The following is a 15,924-nucleotide window of genomic DNA, read 5'->3' on the forward strand; positions in this document are numbered from 1 at the left end:
GGACGGGGTCAGTTATGGACCGGCTCAACCACGAGCCCGGGAAGCCCACGGAGATCGCGATCATCGGGATCGCGTGCCGATACCCGGGAGCGCACGGGCCCGACCAGTTCTGGCGGCTGCTGATGGACAGGGTGGACGTCGTCGGCGACGCGGCACGCGCTCACGGCGCGGAAGCAGGGCACGGAGCGGAAGCAGGGCGTGGCGCGGAAGCAGGGCGTGGCGCGGAAGCAGGGCGTGGCGCGGAAGCAGGGCGCGGCGGCCGGCTCGACGCGATCGACCGCTTCGACGCGGGCTTCTTCGACATGGCTCCGAGGGAGGCGCAGCAGGCGGACCCTCAGCTCCGCCTCTTCCTGGAGACCGCCTGGGAGGCGATCGAGGACGCCGGGCTGTGCCCGGACCGGCTCGCGGGCAGCAGAACCGGCGTGTTCGTGGGGCAGGTGACCTCCAACTACTGGGAGCTGCTCTGCCGGCAGGCCGACCCCGACATCTACGGCCTGGTCGGCAGTGAGTTCCGGGCGTCGCTGCCCGGACGCGTCTCGTTCCACCTGGACCTGCGCGGGCCGAGCGTGTCGGTCGACACCGCCTGCTCCGCGTCACTGACCGCCGTCCATCTGGCCTGCCAGAGCATCCGGCTGGGCGAGTCGACGACAGCCCTGGTCGGCGGCGTCAACCTGGCGTTGCTCCCTCAGGAGGGGGCGGCCTTCGCGGACGCCGGCATGCTGGCGCCGGACGGCCGGTGCAAGTTCGGCGACGCCGCCGCCGACGGGTTCGTCCGGTCGGACGGGGTCGGCGTCGTCGTCCTCAAGCCGTTACCCGACGCCGTCGCCGACGGGGACCGGGTGTACGCGGTCATCCACGGGAGCGCGGTCAACAACGACGGGCGGAGCAACGGGCAGCTCATGACGCCGAGCGTGGCCGGGCAGGAGCACCTGCTGCGGCAGGCGCTGGAGGCCGCCGGGGTGGACGCCGCCGACGTCGACTACGTCGAGGCGCACGGTACCGGGACCAGGGTGGGCGACCTGGTGGAGCTGACCGCCCTCGGCAACATCCTGCGTGAGGGGCGACCGGCCGGGAAGCCGTGCCTGGTGGGCTCGGTGAAGTCCAACATCGGGCACGCCGAGGCCGCCGCGGGCATCGCCGGGCTGATCAAGGCGGCGCTCTGCGTCGACCACCGGGCCGTCCCGCCCACGCTGCACGTCCTCGAACCGAACCCCGCCATCACGCGTGACGACTCGGCTCTGGAGCTCCCGACCGAACCATGGCGGCCGACCGGCCCGGAGCCGATGATCGCCGGGGTGAGCTCGTTCGGCATCTCGGGCACGAACGCGCATGTCGTGCTCGCAGAGCACGTCCAGCACGGACACGCTCAGCACGGACACGTCCCGCCCGGACACGTCCCACGCAGGGCGGAGGCACGGGTCCGCCCGCCGGTGGGCGGCGCGCACCTGTTCACGCTGTCGGCCCGCTCGCCGGAGGCGCTGAGGGAGGCGGCCGGCAGGGCCGCCGGCTACCTGGCCCCCGGTGGCGCGGGACGCCGGCCGAGCCTGCGCGACATCTGTTACACGGCGGCACGGCGGCGCGGGCACCACGAGAGCCGGCTGGTCGCCGTCGGACCGACCCACGACGCCCTGGCGGCGGCGTTACACGAGTACGGGCACGCGGGCGCGGCCGACGACGTGATCGCCGGCGATGAGGTGCTAGGCGCCGCGCCCCGGATCGCGTTCGTCTTCCCGGGGCAGGGTTCACAGTGGACGGGGATGGCCCGCGACCTGCTGTCGTCCTCCGAGGTCTTCGAAGAGGCGCTGCGGCGGTGTTCGGAGGCGGTCGAGGCGGAGGCGGGCTGGTCGGTGCTCGCCAGGCTGCAGGCCGGGGCTCCCCTGTCGGACCGCGCCGACGAGATCCAGCCCACCCTGTGGGCCGTGTCGGTGGCGCTGGCCGCGCTGTGGCGCTCCCTCGGAGTCGAACCCGACCTGGTCATCGGGCACAGCATGGGCGAGGTGGCGGCGGCCTGCGTGGCGGGCGGCCTCGGGCTGCCGGACGCCGCCGCGATCATCTGCCGCCGCAGCGGGCTGGCCCAGCGGATCAGCGGGCGCGGCGCGATGGTCTCGGCGGGGCTCTCCGGGGAAGCCGCCCGCGCGGCGCTCTCCGGCCACGAGGACCGGGTCGCGGTGGCCGCCTTCAACAGCCCGTCCTCGACGATCCTGTCCGGCGACCAGGAGGCGCTCGGCGAGATCACGCATGACCTCGACCGGCGGGGCGTCTTCCACCGTACGGTCCAGGTGGCCTTCGCCTCGCACAGCCCGCAGGTGGACGACCTCGGACAGGACCTGCTCCTGGAGCTGCGCGACCTCCGGCCGGCCGCGCCGGACGTGCCGATCTGGTCGACGGTGCTCGACCGCTTCACCGACGGCGCGGAGCTCGACGCCGGTTACTGGGTGCGCAACCTTCGCGAGCCCGTACGGTTCGAGTCCGCCGTGAGTCGGGTGGCCGCGGCGGCGCCGACGGTGTTCGTGGAGGTCAGCCCGCATCCCATCCTGGCCGGATCGATCGGCGACTGCCTGCGCCACCACGGGCTCCCCGGCTCGGCCGTGGCCTCGCTGCGCCGGGACCGGCCCGCGTGGACCGCCCTGCGGGAGTCGCTGGCCGCGATTCACGTCGCGGGCGGGCCGGTGGACTGGCGCCGCCTCTACCCGGAGGGCCGGCCGGTGCGCCTGCCGTCCTATCCGTGGCAACGCGAAAGCCACTGGTTCACCTCCACTCCGCTCCCGCCGTTCTCGTCATCTCGCGAAAGCTCGCCGAGCCCAACCGCTCCTCCGTCCGGTCCACACACCGCCCCGGATCAGGGGCCGGGTTCGGAACCCGGGCCAGGTCCACTTCCGGGCTCCGGGCCAAGTCCGGCTCCGGCTACGGGACCACCGGGTGGACATCCCCATACGGGTTCGGAGCTCCGGGAGGGTGACGGGGTGGTAGGGCTGGTGGTGGAGCGGATCGCTCAGGAGCTGTCGATGCCGGCCGCCCGGCTGAACCTCCGCAGGCCGCTGCACTCGCTGGGGCTCGACTCGCTGATGGCCTCGCGGCTGGCCCGGAGTCTGCGAGCCGATCCAGGGGTCGAGGTGTCGCCGCAGGCGCTGCTGGGCGAGCAGCCTGTCGGCGAGTTGCTCGAACAGGTCAGAATCTCTGCCAGCGGGCGGTGCTGAAGCAGGTCGTTCACCGGTCACTTGTCGAATTGCAGATCTTTCGGGATAGGCCTGGCGATTTGCTGCAAGACGCTTATATCCGGTTTGTTCTCATTCCACTTCTGGGAAAGTTCCTGCATGTACGAAGCATGAAGGTTCCTATGGTTCTCATCGAAGTCATTGACGAGCGCTCTGGCCTTCCGATCCTCTTCCACACGGTCGTTCCAGGGCCACCAGTCGAAACCATCGTTCTTGTCCAATGCCTCCTTGAGCGCCTCGAGGGCTGTCAGAATAGACCTCTTGTACAGATCTATAAGCCCGTGCGTGTACAACATCGCCTCTTTGAGGCTGTCGCACGCACGAACAAGATCTGCGGCGTTGCGCTGGGGAACGGCCTTCCAGTATTCAAGGAAGGATTCGATCGCCACTCCCTCGTTCGCCTCGCGTATTGAGCCGATGGCCTCCTTTATGGAAGATTCGGGCCGTTCGCTCATGTGTGCCAGATTCAGCAAGGGAGAACCAGGGTGCACTCGCCAGTGGCGGGCCGCGTTCTCCCAGAGGTCCTCGTTGTCGGCCGGCCAGCGGAAGTCCATCTCGCCGTCGGCCGTCCATTGACGGACGACGGCGGCCAGTTCAGGATACGACGCGAGCTCAATCACGATGACTGTCTCCCTCAGGCCGGTCGAGGGTTTTCGCAAGGTCCCTGAACACATCGGCGATGGCGGCGTCCTCGACGCGATCGAGGTTCACGGCCATCAGCGTGAGTCCGTCGGAGGCACGCTCCGCCTGCTCGGCCAGGCCCCTGAGGGCGCTCTCCATCACCGGAATCAGTCCGTTGACAACTCGGGCGAGGCTCTGGGCGTCGAACTGCTCGTGGGACGCGGACTTCTCCTCCTGCAGGGTGACGTACCCTTGACGATCACGCACGCCGGACTGGACGTCCTCCGCCGCAAGGGAGATACGCGCAGAGGCATCGGTGAGGGACTTGCGAGTCAATTTCAGCTTGTCAGAGTCTGCCGACACTCCAATGCTCTCCTTGTTCGCCGGCCAGCACCTTCGGGAGGCGAAAATCGATCCATCCCAGGCATGGGGTAGACCGGTCGACCGCCAGCGCGAGATTACTCGGATTGATCTTTGTGCGGTAGTGCAGGGCCACGTGTTCCTCGCCACGGGCGGGCAGGAGCCGCAGCATGTCGCCGACGGTCACGGCACGAGCCACGAATTCCGCACAATCCCGTTTTCGTTGCGGTGATGCCGCGCAAGCCGTAGACTCCAGTCCAATGTTTTATTCAGCATGAACGGTGAGCTCGTCCTGATGCATGCCAAGCCCACCGCCGGGAGGCGGGAGCGAAACCGCGACGCGATGCGGGCCCGGGTCTACGAGGCCGCGGTGTCGCTGTTCGCCGAGAAGGGGTTCACGGCGACCTCCTTCGACGACATCGCCGCGCGGGCCGACGTCGCCCGCGCGACCGTGTTCAACCACTTCCGGCGCAAGGACGAGTTCCTGCTGGCGTGGGGCGACGAACGCCGTCGCCGGCTGGGCGCGCTGCTCATCCAGGAGAGCACCCGTGAGGTCGGCGTGGTCAACCAGCTGACCCGCTGCATGCGCGCGCTCAGCGACGTCACGACGCAGGAGCGGGCCCTTACCAGCGAGTTGCTGCTGGCCTGGGTGCGCACGGGCGCGCCCGTGCTGGAGGAGCCCTACAGCGCCTACGTCTTCGCCCAGATCGTCACCGACGGCAAGGCGCGCGGCGAGGTACGGCCCGAGGTCGATCCGGTGATGGCGGGCCAGCTGATCAGGGACATGTATCTGGGCACCCTCTACCGCTGGGTCGGCGGCGCCGCCGAGGCGCCGTTCCCGCTGGCGGACGCGATGACGGGCGCGCTGCGGCTGATCTTCGACGGGATCTTGACCCGGCCGGAGACCGGCTCCGCGCCTTGACGCGTACTTTGATCTGCTTTTAGACTCAAGTCTACGAATTGTCTGAGACTGGGACCCCAACCATGAGCCTCAGCAAGACGATCAACCCGGCCGCGGGCGAGCCGGCCGCCGAGGTCCGGAGGGACGAGCGCCACCGCCTGTCCTGCGACCTGCACGACACGGTCGGGCCGGCGCTGGCGGGCATCCGTTTGCGTCTCGACACCGCGGCGACCATGGTCGCCCACGCGCCGGAGGCCCACCGCCTGATCATCCAGGCGGCCGAGGAGACGGCCCGCACGGCACAGGAGCTGCGGCAGATCATCGACGGCCTGAGCCCCACCGACCTGCATCTCGGGCTGCCGGGCGCGCTGCGGCGGCTGGCCGCCCGCCTGGACGAGGGCGCCCGCATGACGATCGTGCTCGACGTGCCCGACGTCTCGCCGCGGCTGCCCACCGAGGTGGAGGTGGCCACCTACCGCATCGCCTCCGAGAGCCTGACCAACGTCGTACGGCACGCGGACGCGGGTCAGGTGACCCTGCGGCTCGCCCTCGACGACGAGCACATCGTGCTGGAGGTCACCGACGACGGCGTCGGCCCGCAGGCCGTCCGTCATGCGCGGGGCATCGGCCTGTCGTCGATGACCAGACGCGCCCAGGAGGTCGGGGGCCGCTGCGACGTGCTGCCCCGAGGTGACGGGCGGTCCGGCACCCTGGTTCGAGCCGTGCTCCCGGGGCAGGCCGCATGAGCATCGGGGTCTTTCTGGTGGACGATCATCCGACGTTCCGCGACGGGCTGCGGGTGGCGGTGGACTCGGCCGAGACGACGCGGGTGGTCGGGGAGGCCGACACCGGCGAGGCGGCGGTCCGGGCCCTGCCGACGCTGCGGCCCGGGGCGGACGTCGTGCTCATGGACGTCAAGCTCACGGGCTGCTCGGGGATCGAGGCCACCCGGCTCGTCGCCGGCGGCGCCGGGGCTCCGCACGTGCTCGTGATATCCGCCGCCGACGACGACGAGGTGGTCCTCGGGGCGCTGCGCGCGGGCGCGAAGGGCTTCCTCGACAAGGCGACCTCGCGCGACGACCTGCTGCACGGCATTCACCTGGTGGCCAAGGGCGGCGCGGTCTTCAGCCCGCACGTCGCCTCCCGGCTGACCACGTACTTCTCCGCGATCGGGCAGGTGCCGGGGCGCGTGGCGTTCCCCGAGCTCACCGACCGCGAGACGGAGATCCTCGACCTGCTCGCGCGTGGTCACGACAACCGCGACATCTCCCGCCAGCTGGTGCTGGCCGAGAAGACCATCCGCAACCACATCACGCGCATCTTCATGAAGCTGGACGTCAGCGACCGCACGACGGCGGCGTTACGCGCCAGGAACGCCGGCCTGGGGCTCGATCCGGCCTAGACCTCGGCCGCGAATCAGGGACCGGGTCGGGACCTGGCTCCCACGAATCCGGGACAACGGGACGCCTACGTTGAGGAATGTCCAACGACAGGCGACCCAAGGGCTTCGGATATGACGATTTATCTGGACTCAGCGGATCGAGACGACGTCCACGCGGCCGTACGTCTCGCCTTCGTGCACGGAATCACCACCAATCCCACGCTCATGCGCGCGGTGACCAAGGACCCGCTGGAGCACGCGAAGCAACTGCTCTCCGACACGGAGCTCAGGGAGTTCTACTACCAGCCGTGCGGCGCGTACGGCGGCCTGGTGGAAGAGGCCGAGATGGCCTGGTCGCTGGCCCCGGACCGGGTCATCCTCAAGATCCCGGCGACCACCGCCGGTCTCACGATGGCCAGGAGCCTGATCGACCGGGGCATCCCCGTCGCGCTGACCGCCGCCCAGACGCCCAACGCGATGATCGCCGCCGAGGCGGCCGGCTGCGTCGCGGTCATCCCCTACGTCGACCGCGCCCTGCGCGACCACGGGACCGACAGTCACCTGGTCTCGGCCCTGGCCCGGGTCAGGAAGGGCGGCACCCGGATCGTCGCGGCCTCGGTGAAGAACGCCGGCCAGTTCACCCAGGCGTACCTCGACGGAGCCGACGCGGTGACCGCGCCGCTGGCCGTACTGGAGCAGGTGCTGGAGCACCCGGCCGCGCTGGAGGCCGAGCGGGCGTTCGCCGAGGAGTACCGCGTGGAGCAGCCGATCGAGAGGGGCTGACATGTACGAGGCAGTGCTGTTCGACATGGACGGGGTCATCGTCGACACCGAGCACTCGGTGACCGAGTTCTGGCAGCGGCTGGCCCGGTCCGAGGGCTTCTCGATCGCCCCCGACGACCTGGAGCGGCATGTCTACGGGCATCGCGCGGACCACACGCTCCGCGAGCTGTTCCCCGGCATCTCGCCCGACCGGTACGGCGAGGTCTACCAGCGGCTGCGCGAGAACCAGGAGAGCCTGCGCTACACCGCCATCCCGGGAGTGCTGAGGCTGCTGGCCGAGCTGAGCGACGCGCGCGTCCCGGTCGCCCTGGTCACCGGCGCGCAGGACTGGAAGGCGGCGGAGGTGCTCGGCCAGCTGGACCTGGCCGACACCTTCGACGTGCTGATCTGCGCGGACGACGTGGCACTGGGCAAGCCGCATCCGGCCTGCTACCAGCTGGCCGCCGAGCGCCTGTCGGCCGCGATCGGCGACTGCCTGGTGTTCGAGGACGCGATCAGCGGCGTGACCTCCGCCGTCACCGCCGGCGCCGCCTGCGTGGCGCTCGCCGCGCCGCACCGCGCCGCCCAGGTGATCGAGGCGGGCGCCTCGACCGTCGTACGGGACTTCGAGCGGATCTCCTTCGACCCGTACGAGCACCTGCTGCGGGTCGGCGGCCAGACGGGCTTCCCGTTCACGACCGCCCGCGAGAGCCGCCGTCTCCGCGCCAACTGACTGACCGGCCTGATCCGGAAGGGGTCAACTCATGGACGAGCTGTTCGTGCCACCGGTGGACCGCTGGGAGCCGGAGGCCGCCCAGTTAACGGGCAGGGACGCGGTGCTGCACCGCTCTCACCTCGTCGGGGCCGACCCGGCGCTGACCAAGGAGGGCGGCGGCAACTTCTCGGCCAAGGGCATCGTCTCCGACCACCGCCACCGCATCACCCGGGTGCTCTGGATGAGCGCGTGGGGCTGTGACGGCGCCGCGACCACCCCGGCCGACTTTCCCGCGCTGCGCCTGGATGACCTGCTCGAACTCCGCGCCTCGGGCCCGCTGAGCGAGAACGGGATGATCGACTACCTGGTCGACTGCGGCCTGCGCGGGGAGCAGCGACGCCCGGGCATCGAGACCCTGACCCACGCGTTCATCCCGTACCCCCATGTCGACCACTGCCATCCTGACGCGGTCATCGCGCTCACGTCGTTCCCCGGCGGGCGGCAGGCGGCGGACGCGGAGTTCGGCGACGAGGCGATCTGGTTCGACTACCGGCAGTTCGACGTGGGCGTGGCCCGCGAGCTGGCCGACCGGATCGCCGCCAGACCGGGCTGCCGGTTCGTGCTGCTGGCCAACCACGGGCTCTTCACCTGGGCGGACTCCAGCGAGGAGTGCTACCGCAACTCGCTGGAAGCCGTCGAACGGGCCACGCGGGCGGTGCGGAAGGCGGTGCGGCGTCCGCCGGACCTCGGCGGCCAGTCGGTGAGCCCGCCGGCTCCCGAGGTCGCGACGGACCTGCTCGGCGAGTTGCTCCCGGCGATGCGCGGCGCGCTGTCGGCCGGGACCCCCGGCGTCGTCCTGCACCTGGACCGGAGCGACGAGGCGGTGCGGTTCGCCTCCTCCGCGCGTGGTCCGCGGTGCACCCAGGACGGGCCGAGCTGCCCCGACCACCTGGTCACGGTCGGCTACCGCCCGCTCGTCCTGGACGTCACTCCGGCCGGCACCCGCACGGAATCGAACCGCACATCGGCCGACGTCGGCGCGGAATCGAACCGCACGATGGCCGATGTCGGCGCGGTTCTGGACGGTATCGAGCGGCACCGGCGCTGGTACAACGACTACTACGAGCGGCATGTGCCGCTCACCGCGCGGGGCCTGGGCAGGCGCGGTGACGCGCCCCGGGCGATCGTGCTGCCCGGCCTCGGCGCGGTGACGGCCGGGCCGGACGCGGCGAAGGCCCGGCTGTGCGCCGACCACCTCGCCCAGACGATGACCGTGATCCGGGCGGCCGACGCGGCCGGCGGCTACGTGTCGCTGTCCGAGGCGCAGGGCGCCGCCGACGAGTACTGGCCGCTGATGCGGCTGAAGCCCCAGCTCCGGCCGCCGGACGGGCCGCTGGCCGGGAAGGTCTTCCTCGTCGCCGCCTCCGACGAGGCCTGCGCCACCACCGTCGCCGACCGGCTGGCCGCGTCCGGCGCGCACGTCGCCCTGGCCGCCGAGCTGCCCCGGCGACAGGCCGGGATGGCGGCCTCGGCCGCCGAGATCTGCGCGCGGCACGGCGAGCGGCGGGCCGTCGCCCTGCCGTCGCCCGCCTCCGACCCGGAGGCGGCCGTGCGGGACGCGGTGCTGGCCTACGGCGGGTTCGACGTCTTCATCGACCTGACTCGCTCGGGCGGCCTGGCGTCCGCCGCGCTCGCCGTCTTCGACCGTCAGCGCCGCCGTGGCTCGGTCCTGCTGGCCCGCGACGGGCGGACCGCCGGCGAGCTGGAGCTGGAGATCGGCCGTCTGGAGGCGGACGCGGAGGGCCGGTTCGGCCTGACGGTCAACGCCGTCGCGACCGCCGATCCGGTGGCCGTCGCCGAGGCGGCCCTGTTCCTCGCCGGACCGGTCTTCGGGCCGGTGAGCGACACCTGGGACGGCACGGTGCTCTTCCCGAGGCGGGCTCCCGACCTCGCACACCACACGGTCCAGGCGACCGCCCACGACCTCCCTCACGAGACGGCGCACGACCCGGCTCACGAGACCGCTCACGACATTCACGACGACACGATCCACGACAACACAAGGGGATCCAGATGACGATCGAGAAGCTGACCACGCTGGACGGCCTGGTGCCGCCGGATCAGCACCTGCTGGCGTCGTGCTTCGACGCGCACCACACGATCGGCGGCGGACTGTTCGCGATCAACGGCTCGGTCGAGGAGATCGACCGGGTGTCGAGCACCGGCCTGTTCGCGGCGGACGGCCTGCTGTTCCGGTGCCTGTGGAGCGCCGAGGGCAGCCCGGCCGAGCTGGTCGCGTACGACGAGACGGGGGTACGGCGGTACCACCGGCTGGACGACGTCTCCACGCCGCACGACATCCTGGTCGTGGACGGCCAGGTGCTGGTGGTGGCGACCACCCAGAACGAGGTGCAGTGCGTCGCGCCCGACGGTGAGATCGCGTGGCGCTGGCGGGCGCCCGGCGAGGTCGACAGCTGGCACCTGAACAGCCTGGCCCTGGCCGGTGACCGGGTCGTGGTGTGCGGGTTCGGCCCGTTCCTGCGCCGTCGCGGCTGGGACGAGAGCGGCAAGCCCACCACCGGCCAGGTCGTGCACCTCGACACCGGCGAGCCGGTGCTCAAGGGGCTGCGCGCCCCGCACAACCCGTGGTACGGCGACGGTGTGTGGCTGGTCTGCGACTCGGCCGAAGGCGAGATCGTGGAGATCTCCGACGCCACCCGCAAGGAGACCAGGCGGCTGAGCCTGCCCGGCTGGCCGCGTGGCCTGGTGGTGACGGACGACCACCTGTTCGTCGGGGTCAGCCCGCACCGGTACATCACCGACTCGGTGGAGACGGCGGCGGTGGCCGTGGTGGACCGCGCCGACTGGAGCGTGATCGGGCTGGTGGACCTGCCCGCGCGCGAGGTGTACGCGCTCACGCTCGCCCCGTCGCCGCTCGCCGAGGGCGCCAGGCAGGGCTTCGACGCCAACCACACCCGGGTGCACGAGCAGGGCCAGCGGCAGCTCTTCGACCGGCTCGGCAGGCAGCCGAAACGGCTCTGGGCGGTCGGCGACCCGCTGGCCGTCGAGGACTGCCGGGCGAGCATCACCGTGGCCGAGCTCGCGGACGAGCAGGTCGAGGCCGACAGCCTGATCACGGTGGACTGCCGGATCCGCAACACCGGAGCCGGCGTGCTGACCCCCGCCCCGCCGTTCCCGGTCCGGGTGCTGCACCGCTGGTACGACGCGGACGGCCAGGTGGTCTCGACGCAGCCGATCACGGTGCCGCTGCCCCGGTCGCTGCCGCCGGAGGCGATCGCCCGGGTGCCCATCCGGGCGCGCACGCCTTCCGAGCTGGGCGACTACCGGCTGCGGATCACCCTCGTGCAGGACGGCGGCGTGCCGTTCGACGAGCTGGACGAGCAGTGCGCCGCCGACGTCGGCATCAGCGTGGTCGCCGAGAACGCCGCCTACGGGGCGCTCGGGGACTTCGGGCTCTACCCGGCCGAGGTACGGGCCGCGCGTACGGCCGGCGGCACGGTCCACGACCTGGTCCGAGCCCTGTTGACCCGTCCGACCGGCGGCGTCAACGGCCTGGCCGTGGGGCTGATCGAGGACGCCGGGCGGCCCGCGTTCGTCAAGGCGCTGGCCTCGGCGCTCAAGGCGTCGGCCGCCTCGCTCGAACACGTCGTCGACGACGCCATTCCCGACGCCGGTGACGTGCTGCTGACCGGCGCCGAGGCGGTCGGGCTCATGCTGCGCCGCTCCGGCGTGAACGTGGCGTTCGCCTACGCCGGCACCTCCGAGCTGGTCATGTGCGACGCGATGGCCCGGCTGGGCCTGCTCGTCAACGGGCGCGGCGACCGGGAGTCCCTCTTCCAGGCCGGGGGCGCCAGCCGGCTGCGGCCGGGCAACGGCGCGGCCGTCCTGCACGGCGCCCGTGGCCTGACCAACGCGCTCGGCGCGCTGGCCGACCTGCGCCGCAACGAGATCGGCACGGTCGCCGTGGTCGGGCTGCCGTCCACCGGCTCCCAGCCGTTCCTGCCGCCGCACGCCGAGCCGGACCTCGTGCCGGTCTCGGGCGCCTTCGCCAAGTCGTGGCGTGAGCTGCGCGCCGTTCCCAAGGAGCCGGGCGAGCGCCGGCCGGCGGTGGAGGCGCTGGTCGAGGCGGTCGAGGCGGCGATCGACGACGCGAAGAGCGCACCGTACGGACCGGCGCTCGTGGCCGTGCCGCAGGACGTGGCGGAGGCCGCCTGGGTGCCGCTCGACGCGCTGCCCGGAAGGGGCGGCTCGGGCGGCGACGCCGCCCGGGACGACGGGGCGCTCCGCGCGGCCACGGCGTTACTCGCCGAGGCCCGCCGGCCGGTGGTCTTCGTCGACGACTACGCGCTGCTCCATGACGGCGCGGTGCCCGCGCTCGCGGCGTTCTGCGAGCGGACCGGCGCACCGGTGCTCCAGGTGAAGTACCGCCGCGGCCCGATGCTGTTCGAGCGGATCAGCGATAGCCAGGTCCCGGGGTTCCTCGGCTGGTACGACCCGGCCGACCCCGCGCACCGCGAGGTGCTGGAGAGCGCCGACCTGCTGATCACCGTCGAGGACCGCAACATGTATCCCCGCGTCGTCGGGGAGCTGCCCGGCTGCCGCAAGATCGCCCTCACGTCCAAGCCCGCGGCGGTCGAGAAGAACGGCTACCTGGGAGCGGACGACGCGCTCGTGCACGCGGACGTGGTGGCGTCGCTACGCGATCTCACCGCCGCCGCGCCCGGTCACGACGGTTCGGCCCCCTGGTACGCCGGCATCGCGACCGGCGAGCGGGCGCCCGCCGCCCCGGACCTGACGCCTCCGGAGGAGGCCGCGACGCTGCGCACCGGGATCGCCCGGACCATCGGCCAGGTGGCCGCCCGGCTGTCGCGGCAGGTGGTGCTCGTGGACGACAGCCAGATGTTCGGCGGGCTGCTCGCCGAGGAGTACGACGAGTTCCCGCCCGACCTGCGCGTGGCCGGCGGCCACGGCGGCTTCGTCGGCAGCGGCATCACGCTGGCCACCGGTCTGGCCCTGGGCGAGCCCACGGCCAAGGTGATCTGCTGCCTGGGCGACCAGGGGTTCACCAACAGCATGCAGGGCCTGGTGAGCGCCGTGCAGGAGGCGGCGCCGGTCACGTTCCTGGTGTGCAACAACGGCGGCGCCGTGTCGCTGCGCAAGCAGTCGACTCCCTCGGGCTGGCTGGACAGCGGTCAGAACCGCTACCTGGACAACGCCGAGGGCATGCGTTACGTCGAGATCGCCACCGCGCTCGGAGTCCGCAGCCTGCGCGTCGACCTGCGCGGCTGGCTGGACCAGGAGCACGCCGCGATGCGGCTGGAGACGTTCGCCCGGGCGCTGGACGCCATGGTCGACCATCCCGGCCCCACCATGATCGAGCTCGTCCTGCCGTCCGACCCGGAGTTCTGGACCGGCGTCTGGATCAACCAGGGTTTCGAGCAGGCCGGGAAGAAGCAGGAGCCCGTCAGGCAGCAGCCCGTCGACCAGGAGCGCGTCTCCCAGGAGCCCGTTTCCGAAGAGTCCGTCGATCAGGGGCCCGTCAAGGTAGGAGGCCGCGATGCGTGAGGTTCCGTTCCGCCAGATCTCCCTGGCGCCGTACCGGCAGGTGCTCGGTGACGAGCGGGTCGCGCGGCTGCGCGACGACGCCGGACGCGTCGGGCGGCTGCTGGACGGCCGCACGATCTGGAACATCAACTCGACCGCGGCGGGCGGCGGAGTGGCCGAGCTGCTGCACGTGCTCGGCCCGCTGGCCCGCGCCACCGGCCTGGACGTGCGGTGGCTGGTGGTCGACGGCGATCCCGAGTTCTACGCCATCGCCAAACGGCTGGTGTCACGGCTCTACGGGATCGCGGGCGACGGCGGCCCGCTCGGCCCGGCCGAGCTGCGGCACTACCAGCGGGCGACCGACGCCAACGCGGCGCGGCTGGCCGAGCTGATCGGTCCGGGCGACGTGGTGATCGTGCACGACGCCCAGCCCGCCGGCCTCATCGAGCAGGCCCGCGAGCGCGGCGCGACCGTGGTGTGGCGCTGCCACATCGGCAGCGACCAGCAGAACGAGCACACCCGCGACGGCGGGGCGTTCGTCAGCCGGTTCGTCCAGGCGGCGGACGCGACCGTGTTCTCCACCCCCGGCCACGTCCCCGAGTGGGCGCCCAGGCCGCAGATCATCGCGCCGTCGATCGACCCGTGCGGGCCGAAGAACATGGCGATCAGCGCCGAGGACGCCGTCTCGATCCTCAGCGCGGTCGGCATCCTGGACGGTGACCGGGAGCTCCCGGTCACCGTGCCGGTGCCGATCGGCCCGGACGTCGAGGTGCGGCGACCGGCGCTGGTGCTCCGCGACGGGCCCCCGCCGCCTCCGGACCTGCCGATGGTCGTCCAGGTGTCGCGCTGGGACCGGCTCAAGGACATGGGCGGGGTGCTCGACGCCTTCGTCGCCTCCGGCGTCGACGGTTACCTGAGCCTGGCCGGCGCCGACCTCGGCGGGGTCGTCGACGACCCCGAGGCCAAGGAGCTGTACGAGGAGTGCGTACGGGCCTGGAAGGCGCTGCCTCCCGAGCACCGCCGCCGCTCCCAGCTGCTCTGCCTGCCGATGGACGACCTGCGGGAGAACGCCGTGGTCGTCAACGCCCTCCAGCAGCACGCCACGGTCGTGGTGCAGAAGAGCCTGGCCGAGGGGTTCGGGCTGACCGCCACCGAGGCCATGTGGAAGTCGCGCCCGCTGCTGGCCAGTGCCGTCGGCGGGCTGCGGGACCAGGTGGTGCACGGCGAGACCGGCCTGCTGCTGGCCGACCCGTGGGACATCGGCACGGCCGCCTCCGACATCCGGCGGCTGTTCACCGACCGCGCGCTCGCCCGCCGGCTGGGCGACCGCGCCCGCGCGTGGGTGCACGAGAGGTACCTGCCGGACCGGCAGCTGCTGGACTGGGCCCAGGTGATCGAGAACGTCGCCACGGCGAGGGCCGCCTGATGCGCCGGCTCGGCCGCGACGGTCCGCTGGTCTCCGACCTCGGCCTCGGCTGCATGGGGATGTCGCAGTTCTACGGCGCCTGGGACGACGCGGAATCGGTCCGGACCATCCATCACGCTCTCGACCTCGGGGTGAACCTGCTGGACACCGCCGACATGTACGGCCCGTACACGAACGAGGAGCTGATCGGGCGGGCCGTCCGGGACCGCCGCGACGAGGTGGTGATCGCCACCAAGTTCGGCAACGTGAAGGGGCCGGACGGGCGGGTCATCGGCGTCGACGGCAGCCCCGCGTACGTGCGGAAGTCCTGCGAGGGGTCGCTGCGCCGGCTCGGCGTGGACGTCATCGACGTCTACTGCCAGCACCGGGTGGACACCTCGGTGCCGATCGAGGAGACCTGGACGGCGCTCGCCGATCTCGTACGGCAGGGCAAGGTCCGGCACCTGGCCATCTCGGAGGCCGCCCCCGAGACCGTGCGGCGGGCGCACGCCGTGCACCCCGTCGCCGCGGTGCAGACCGAGTACTCCCTGGTCAGCCGGGAGCCCGAGCAGGAGCTGCTGGGGGTGCTGCGCTCGCTCGGCATCGGGTTCATCGCGTACGCGCCGCTGGGCCGGGGGCTGCTGACCGGGCGGATCTCCGGCGCCGGAGACCTGGCGGACGACGACTTCCGTCGCACGCTGCCCCGGTTCCAGCGCGAGAACCTGCCGCACAACACCGCCCTGGTCGAGCGGGTCGCCCGGCTCGCCGACAAGCACGGGGTGAGCGTCACGCAGCTCGCGCTGGCCTGGGTGCTGGCGCAGGGGACCGACATCGTGCCCATCCCCGGCACCAAGACCCGGACGCGGCTGGCGGAGAACGTGGCCGCCGCCGCGCTGGAGCTGACCCCGGCGGACCTGGCGGCGCTCGACGAGCTCGTGCCGTCGGGGTCCGCCGCCGGCGACCGCTACCCGGACATGTCCGGGGTGAACGCCTAGCGAA

General features: G+C 72.1%; 13 protein-coding genes. 10 read left to right on the forward strand and 3 right to left on the reverse strand.

Annotated elements, in window-relative coordinates; all coding sequences use genetic code 11:
• Positions 1-14 precede the first annotated feature (14 nt).
• On the forward strand, positions 15-3,197 hold the full coding sequence (locus IEY82_RS01455; RefSeq protein ID WP_189122088.1) for a type I polyketide synthase: 3,183 nt from the start codon (positions 15-17) through the stop codon (positions 3,195-3,197).
• A 17-nt stretch (positions 3,198-3,214) separates the two neighbouring features.
• Here IEY82_RS01455 and IEY82_RS01460 read toward each other — a convergent pair whose 3' ends face one another.
• From IEY82_RS01460 to IEY82_RS01470, 3 genes are read right to left on the reverse strand one after another with little or no spacing between them, the layout of a single operon-like run.
• Positions 3,215-3,835, reverse strand: a complete 621-nt coding sequence (locus IEY82_RS01460) for a hypothetical protein (protein ID WP_189122089.1) — start codon at positions 3,833-3,835, stop codon at positions 3,215-3,217.
• Entirely contained in the window at positions 3,828-4,199 is a 372-nt protein-coding gene (locus tag IEY82_RS01465; RefSeq protein WP_189122090.1) for a hypothetical protein, read from the reverse strand. The genes IEY82_RS01460 and IEY82_RS01465 overlap by 8 nt, the downstream gene beginning before the upstream one ends.
• Positions 4,183-4,368 (reverse strand): hypothetical protein, encoded by a 186-nt coding sequence (locus tag IEY82_RS01470; RefSeq protein ID WP_189122091.1) that lies wholly within the window; start codon positions 4,366-4,368, stop codon positions 4,183-4,185. Before IEY82_RS01470 ends, IEY82_RS01465 begins: the two co-directional genes overlap by 17 nt.
• Before the next feature lie 102 nt (positions 4,369-4,470).
• Here IEY82_RS01470 and IEY82_RS01475 point away from each other — a divergent pair, with 102 nt between their 5' ends.
• The 9 genes from IEY82_RS01475 to IEY82_RS01515 all read left to right on the forward strand — a co-directional run bounded on the left by IEY82_RS01475 (position 4,471) and on the right by IEY82_RS01515 (position 15,920).
• Positions 4,471-5,118 (forward strand): TetR/AcrR family transcriptional regulator, encoded by a 648-nt coding sequence (locus IEY82_RS01475; RefSeq protein ID WP_189122092.1) that lies wholly within the window; start codon positions 4,471-4,473, stop codon positions 5,116-5,118.
• Positions 5,119-5,180: 62 nt separating this feature from the next.
• Positions 5,181-5,843: a sensor histidine kinase gene (locus IEY82_RS01480; protein WP_189122093.1), complete on the forward strand. Its 663-nt coding sequence runs from the start codon at positions 5,181-5,183 to the stop codon at positions 5,841-5,843.
• Positions 5,840-6,499: a response regulator transcription factor gene (locus IEY82_RS01485; RefSeq protein WP_189122094.1), complete on the forward strand. Its 660-nt coding sequence runs from the start codon at positions 5,840-5,842 to the stop codon at positions 6,497-6,499. Before IEY82_RS01480 ends, IEY82_RS01485 begins: the two co-directional genes overlap by 4 nt.
• Before the next feature lie 111 nt (positions 6,500-6,610).
• Entirely contained in the window at positions 6,611-7,261 is a 651-nt protein-coding gene (locus IEY82_RS01490) for a transaldolase family protein (protein ID WP_189122095.1), read from the forward strand.
• A 1-nt stretch (position 7,262) separates the two neighbouring features.
• Positions 7,263-7,973, forward strand: coding sequence for an HAD family hydrolase (locus IEY82_RS01495; protein ID WP_189122096.1), 711 nt, complete (start codon positions 7,263-7,265; stop codon positions 7,971-7,973).
• A gap of 31 nt (positions 7,974-8,004) precedes the next feature.
• On the forward strand, positions 8,005-10,032 hold the full coding sequence (locus tag IEY82_RS01500; RefSeq protein ID WP_189122097.1) for a class II aldolase/adducin family protein: 2,028 nt from the start codon (positions 8,005-8,007) through the stop codon (positions 10,030-10,032).
• A complete protein-coding gene (locus IEY82_RS01505) occupies positions 10,029-13,541 on the forward strand; it encodes a DUF4915 domain-containing protein (RefSeq protein WP_189122098.1) in 3,513 nt (1,170 codons plus the stop codon). Before IEY82_RS01500 ends, IEY82_RS01505 begins: the two co-directional genes overlap by 4 nt.
• The gene (locus IEY82_RS01510) at positions 13,534-14,946 is read left to right on the forward strand and encodes a glycosyltransferase (RefSeq protein WP_189122099.1); all 1,413 of its coding nucleotides are present in this window, start codon (positions 13,534-13,536) and stop codon (positions 14,944-14,946) included. Before IEY82_RS01505 ends, IEY82_RS01510 begins: the two co-directional genes overlap by 8 nt.
• Positions 14,946-15,920, forward strand: coding sequence for an aldo/keto reductase (locus IEY82_RS01515; RefSeq protein ID WP_189122100.1), 975 nt, complete (start codon positions 14,946-14,948; stop codon positions 15,918-15,920). Before IEY82_RS01510 ends, IEY82_RS01515 begins: the two co-directional genes overlap by 1 nt.
• The last annotated feature ends 4 nt before the right edge of the window (positions 15,921-15,924 follow it).

It is taken from the genome of Nonomuraea cavernae, from assembly GCF_014646355.1.
GTDB classification, from domain to species: Bacteria; Actinomycetota; Actinomycetes; order Streptosporangiales; family Streptosporangiaceae; genus Nonomuraea; species Nonomuraea cavernae.

What these genes read in the sequence shown, in the direction of transcription:
- IEY82_RS01490 (WP_189122095.1), top strand. Translation starts at nt 6,611, where the DNA reads ATGACGATTTATCTGGACTCAGCGGATCGAGACGACGTCCACGCGGCC.
- IEY82_RS01510 (WP_189122099.1), top strand. Translation starts at nt 13,534, where the DNA reads ATGCGTGAGGTTCCGTTCCGCCAGATCTCCCTGGCGCCGTACCGGCAG.
- IEY82_RS01470 (WP_189122091.1), bottom strand. Translation starts at nt 4,368, where the DNA reads ATGCTGCGGCTCCTGCCCGCCCGTGGCGAGGAACACGTGGCCCTGCAC.
- IEY82_RS01480 (WP_189122093.1), top strand. Translation starts at nt 5,181, where the DNA reads ATGAGCCTCAGCAAGACGATCAACCCGGCCGCGGGCGAGCCGGCCGCC.
- IEY82_RS01455 (WP_189122088.1), top strand. Translation starts at nt 15, where the DNA reads ATGGACCGGCTCAACCACGAGCCCGGGAAGCCCACGGAGATCGCGATC.
- IEY82_RS01500 (WP_189122097.1), top strand. Translation starts at nt 8,005, where the DNA reads ATGGACGAGCTGTTCGTGCCACCGGTGGACCGCTGGGAGCCGGAGGCC.
- IEY82_RS01515 (WP_189122100.1), top strand. Translation starts at nt 14,946, where the DNA reads ATGCGCCGGCTCGGCCGCGACGGTCCGCTGGTCTCCGACCTCGGCCTC.
- IEY82_RS01495 (WP_189122096.1), top strand. Translation starts at nt 7,263, where the DNA reads ATGTACGAGGCAGTGCTGTTCGACATGGACGGGGTCATCGTCGACACC.
- IEY82_RS01505 (WP_189122098.1), top strand. Translation starts at nt 10,029, where the DNA reads ATGACGATCGAGAAGCTGACCACGCTGGACGGCCTGGTGCCGCCGGAT.
- IEY82_RS01485 (WP_189122094.1), top strand. Translation starts at nt 5,840, where the DNA reads ATGAGCATCGGGGTCTTTCTGGTGGACGATCATCCGACGTTCCGCGAC.
- IEY82_RS01475 (WP_189122092.1), top strand. Translation starts at nt 4,471, where the DNA reads ATGAACGGTGAGCTCGTCCTGATGCATGCCAAGCCCACCGCCGGGAGG.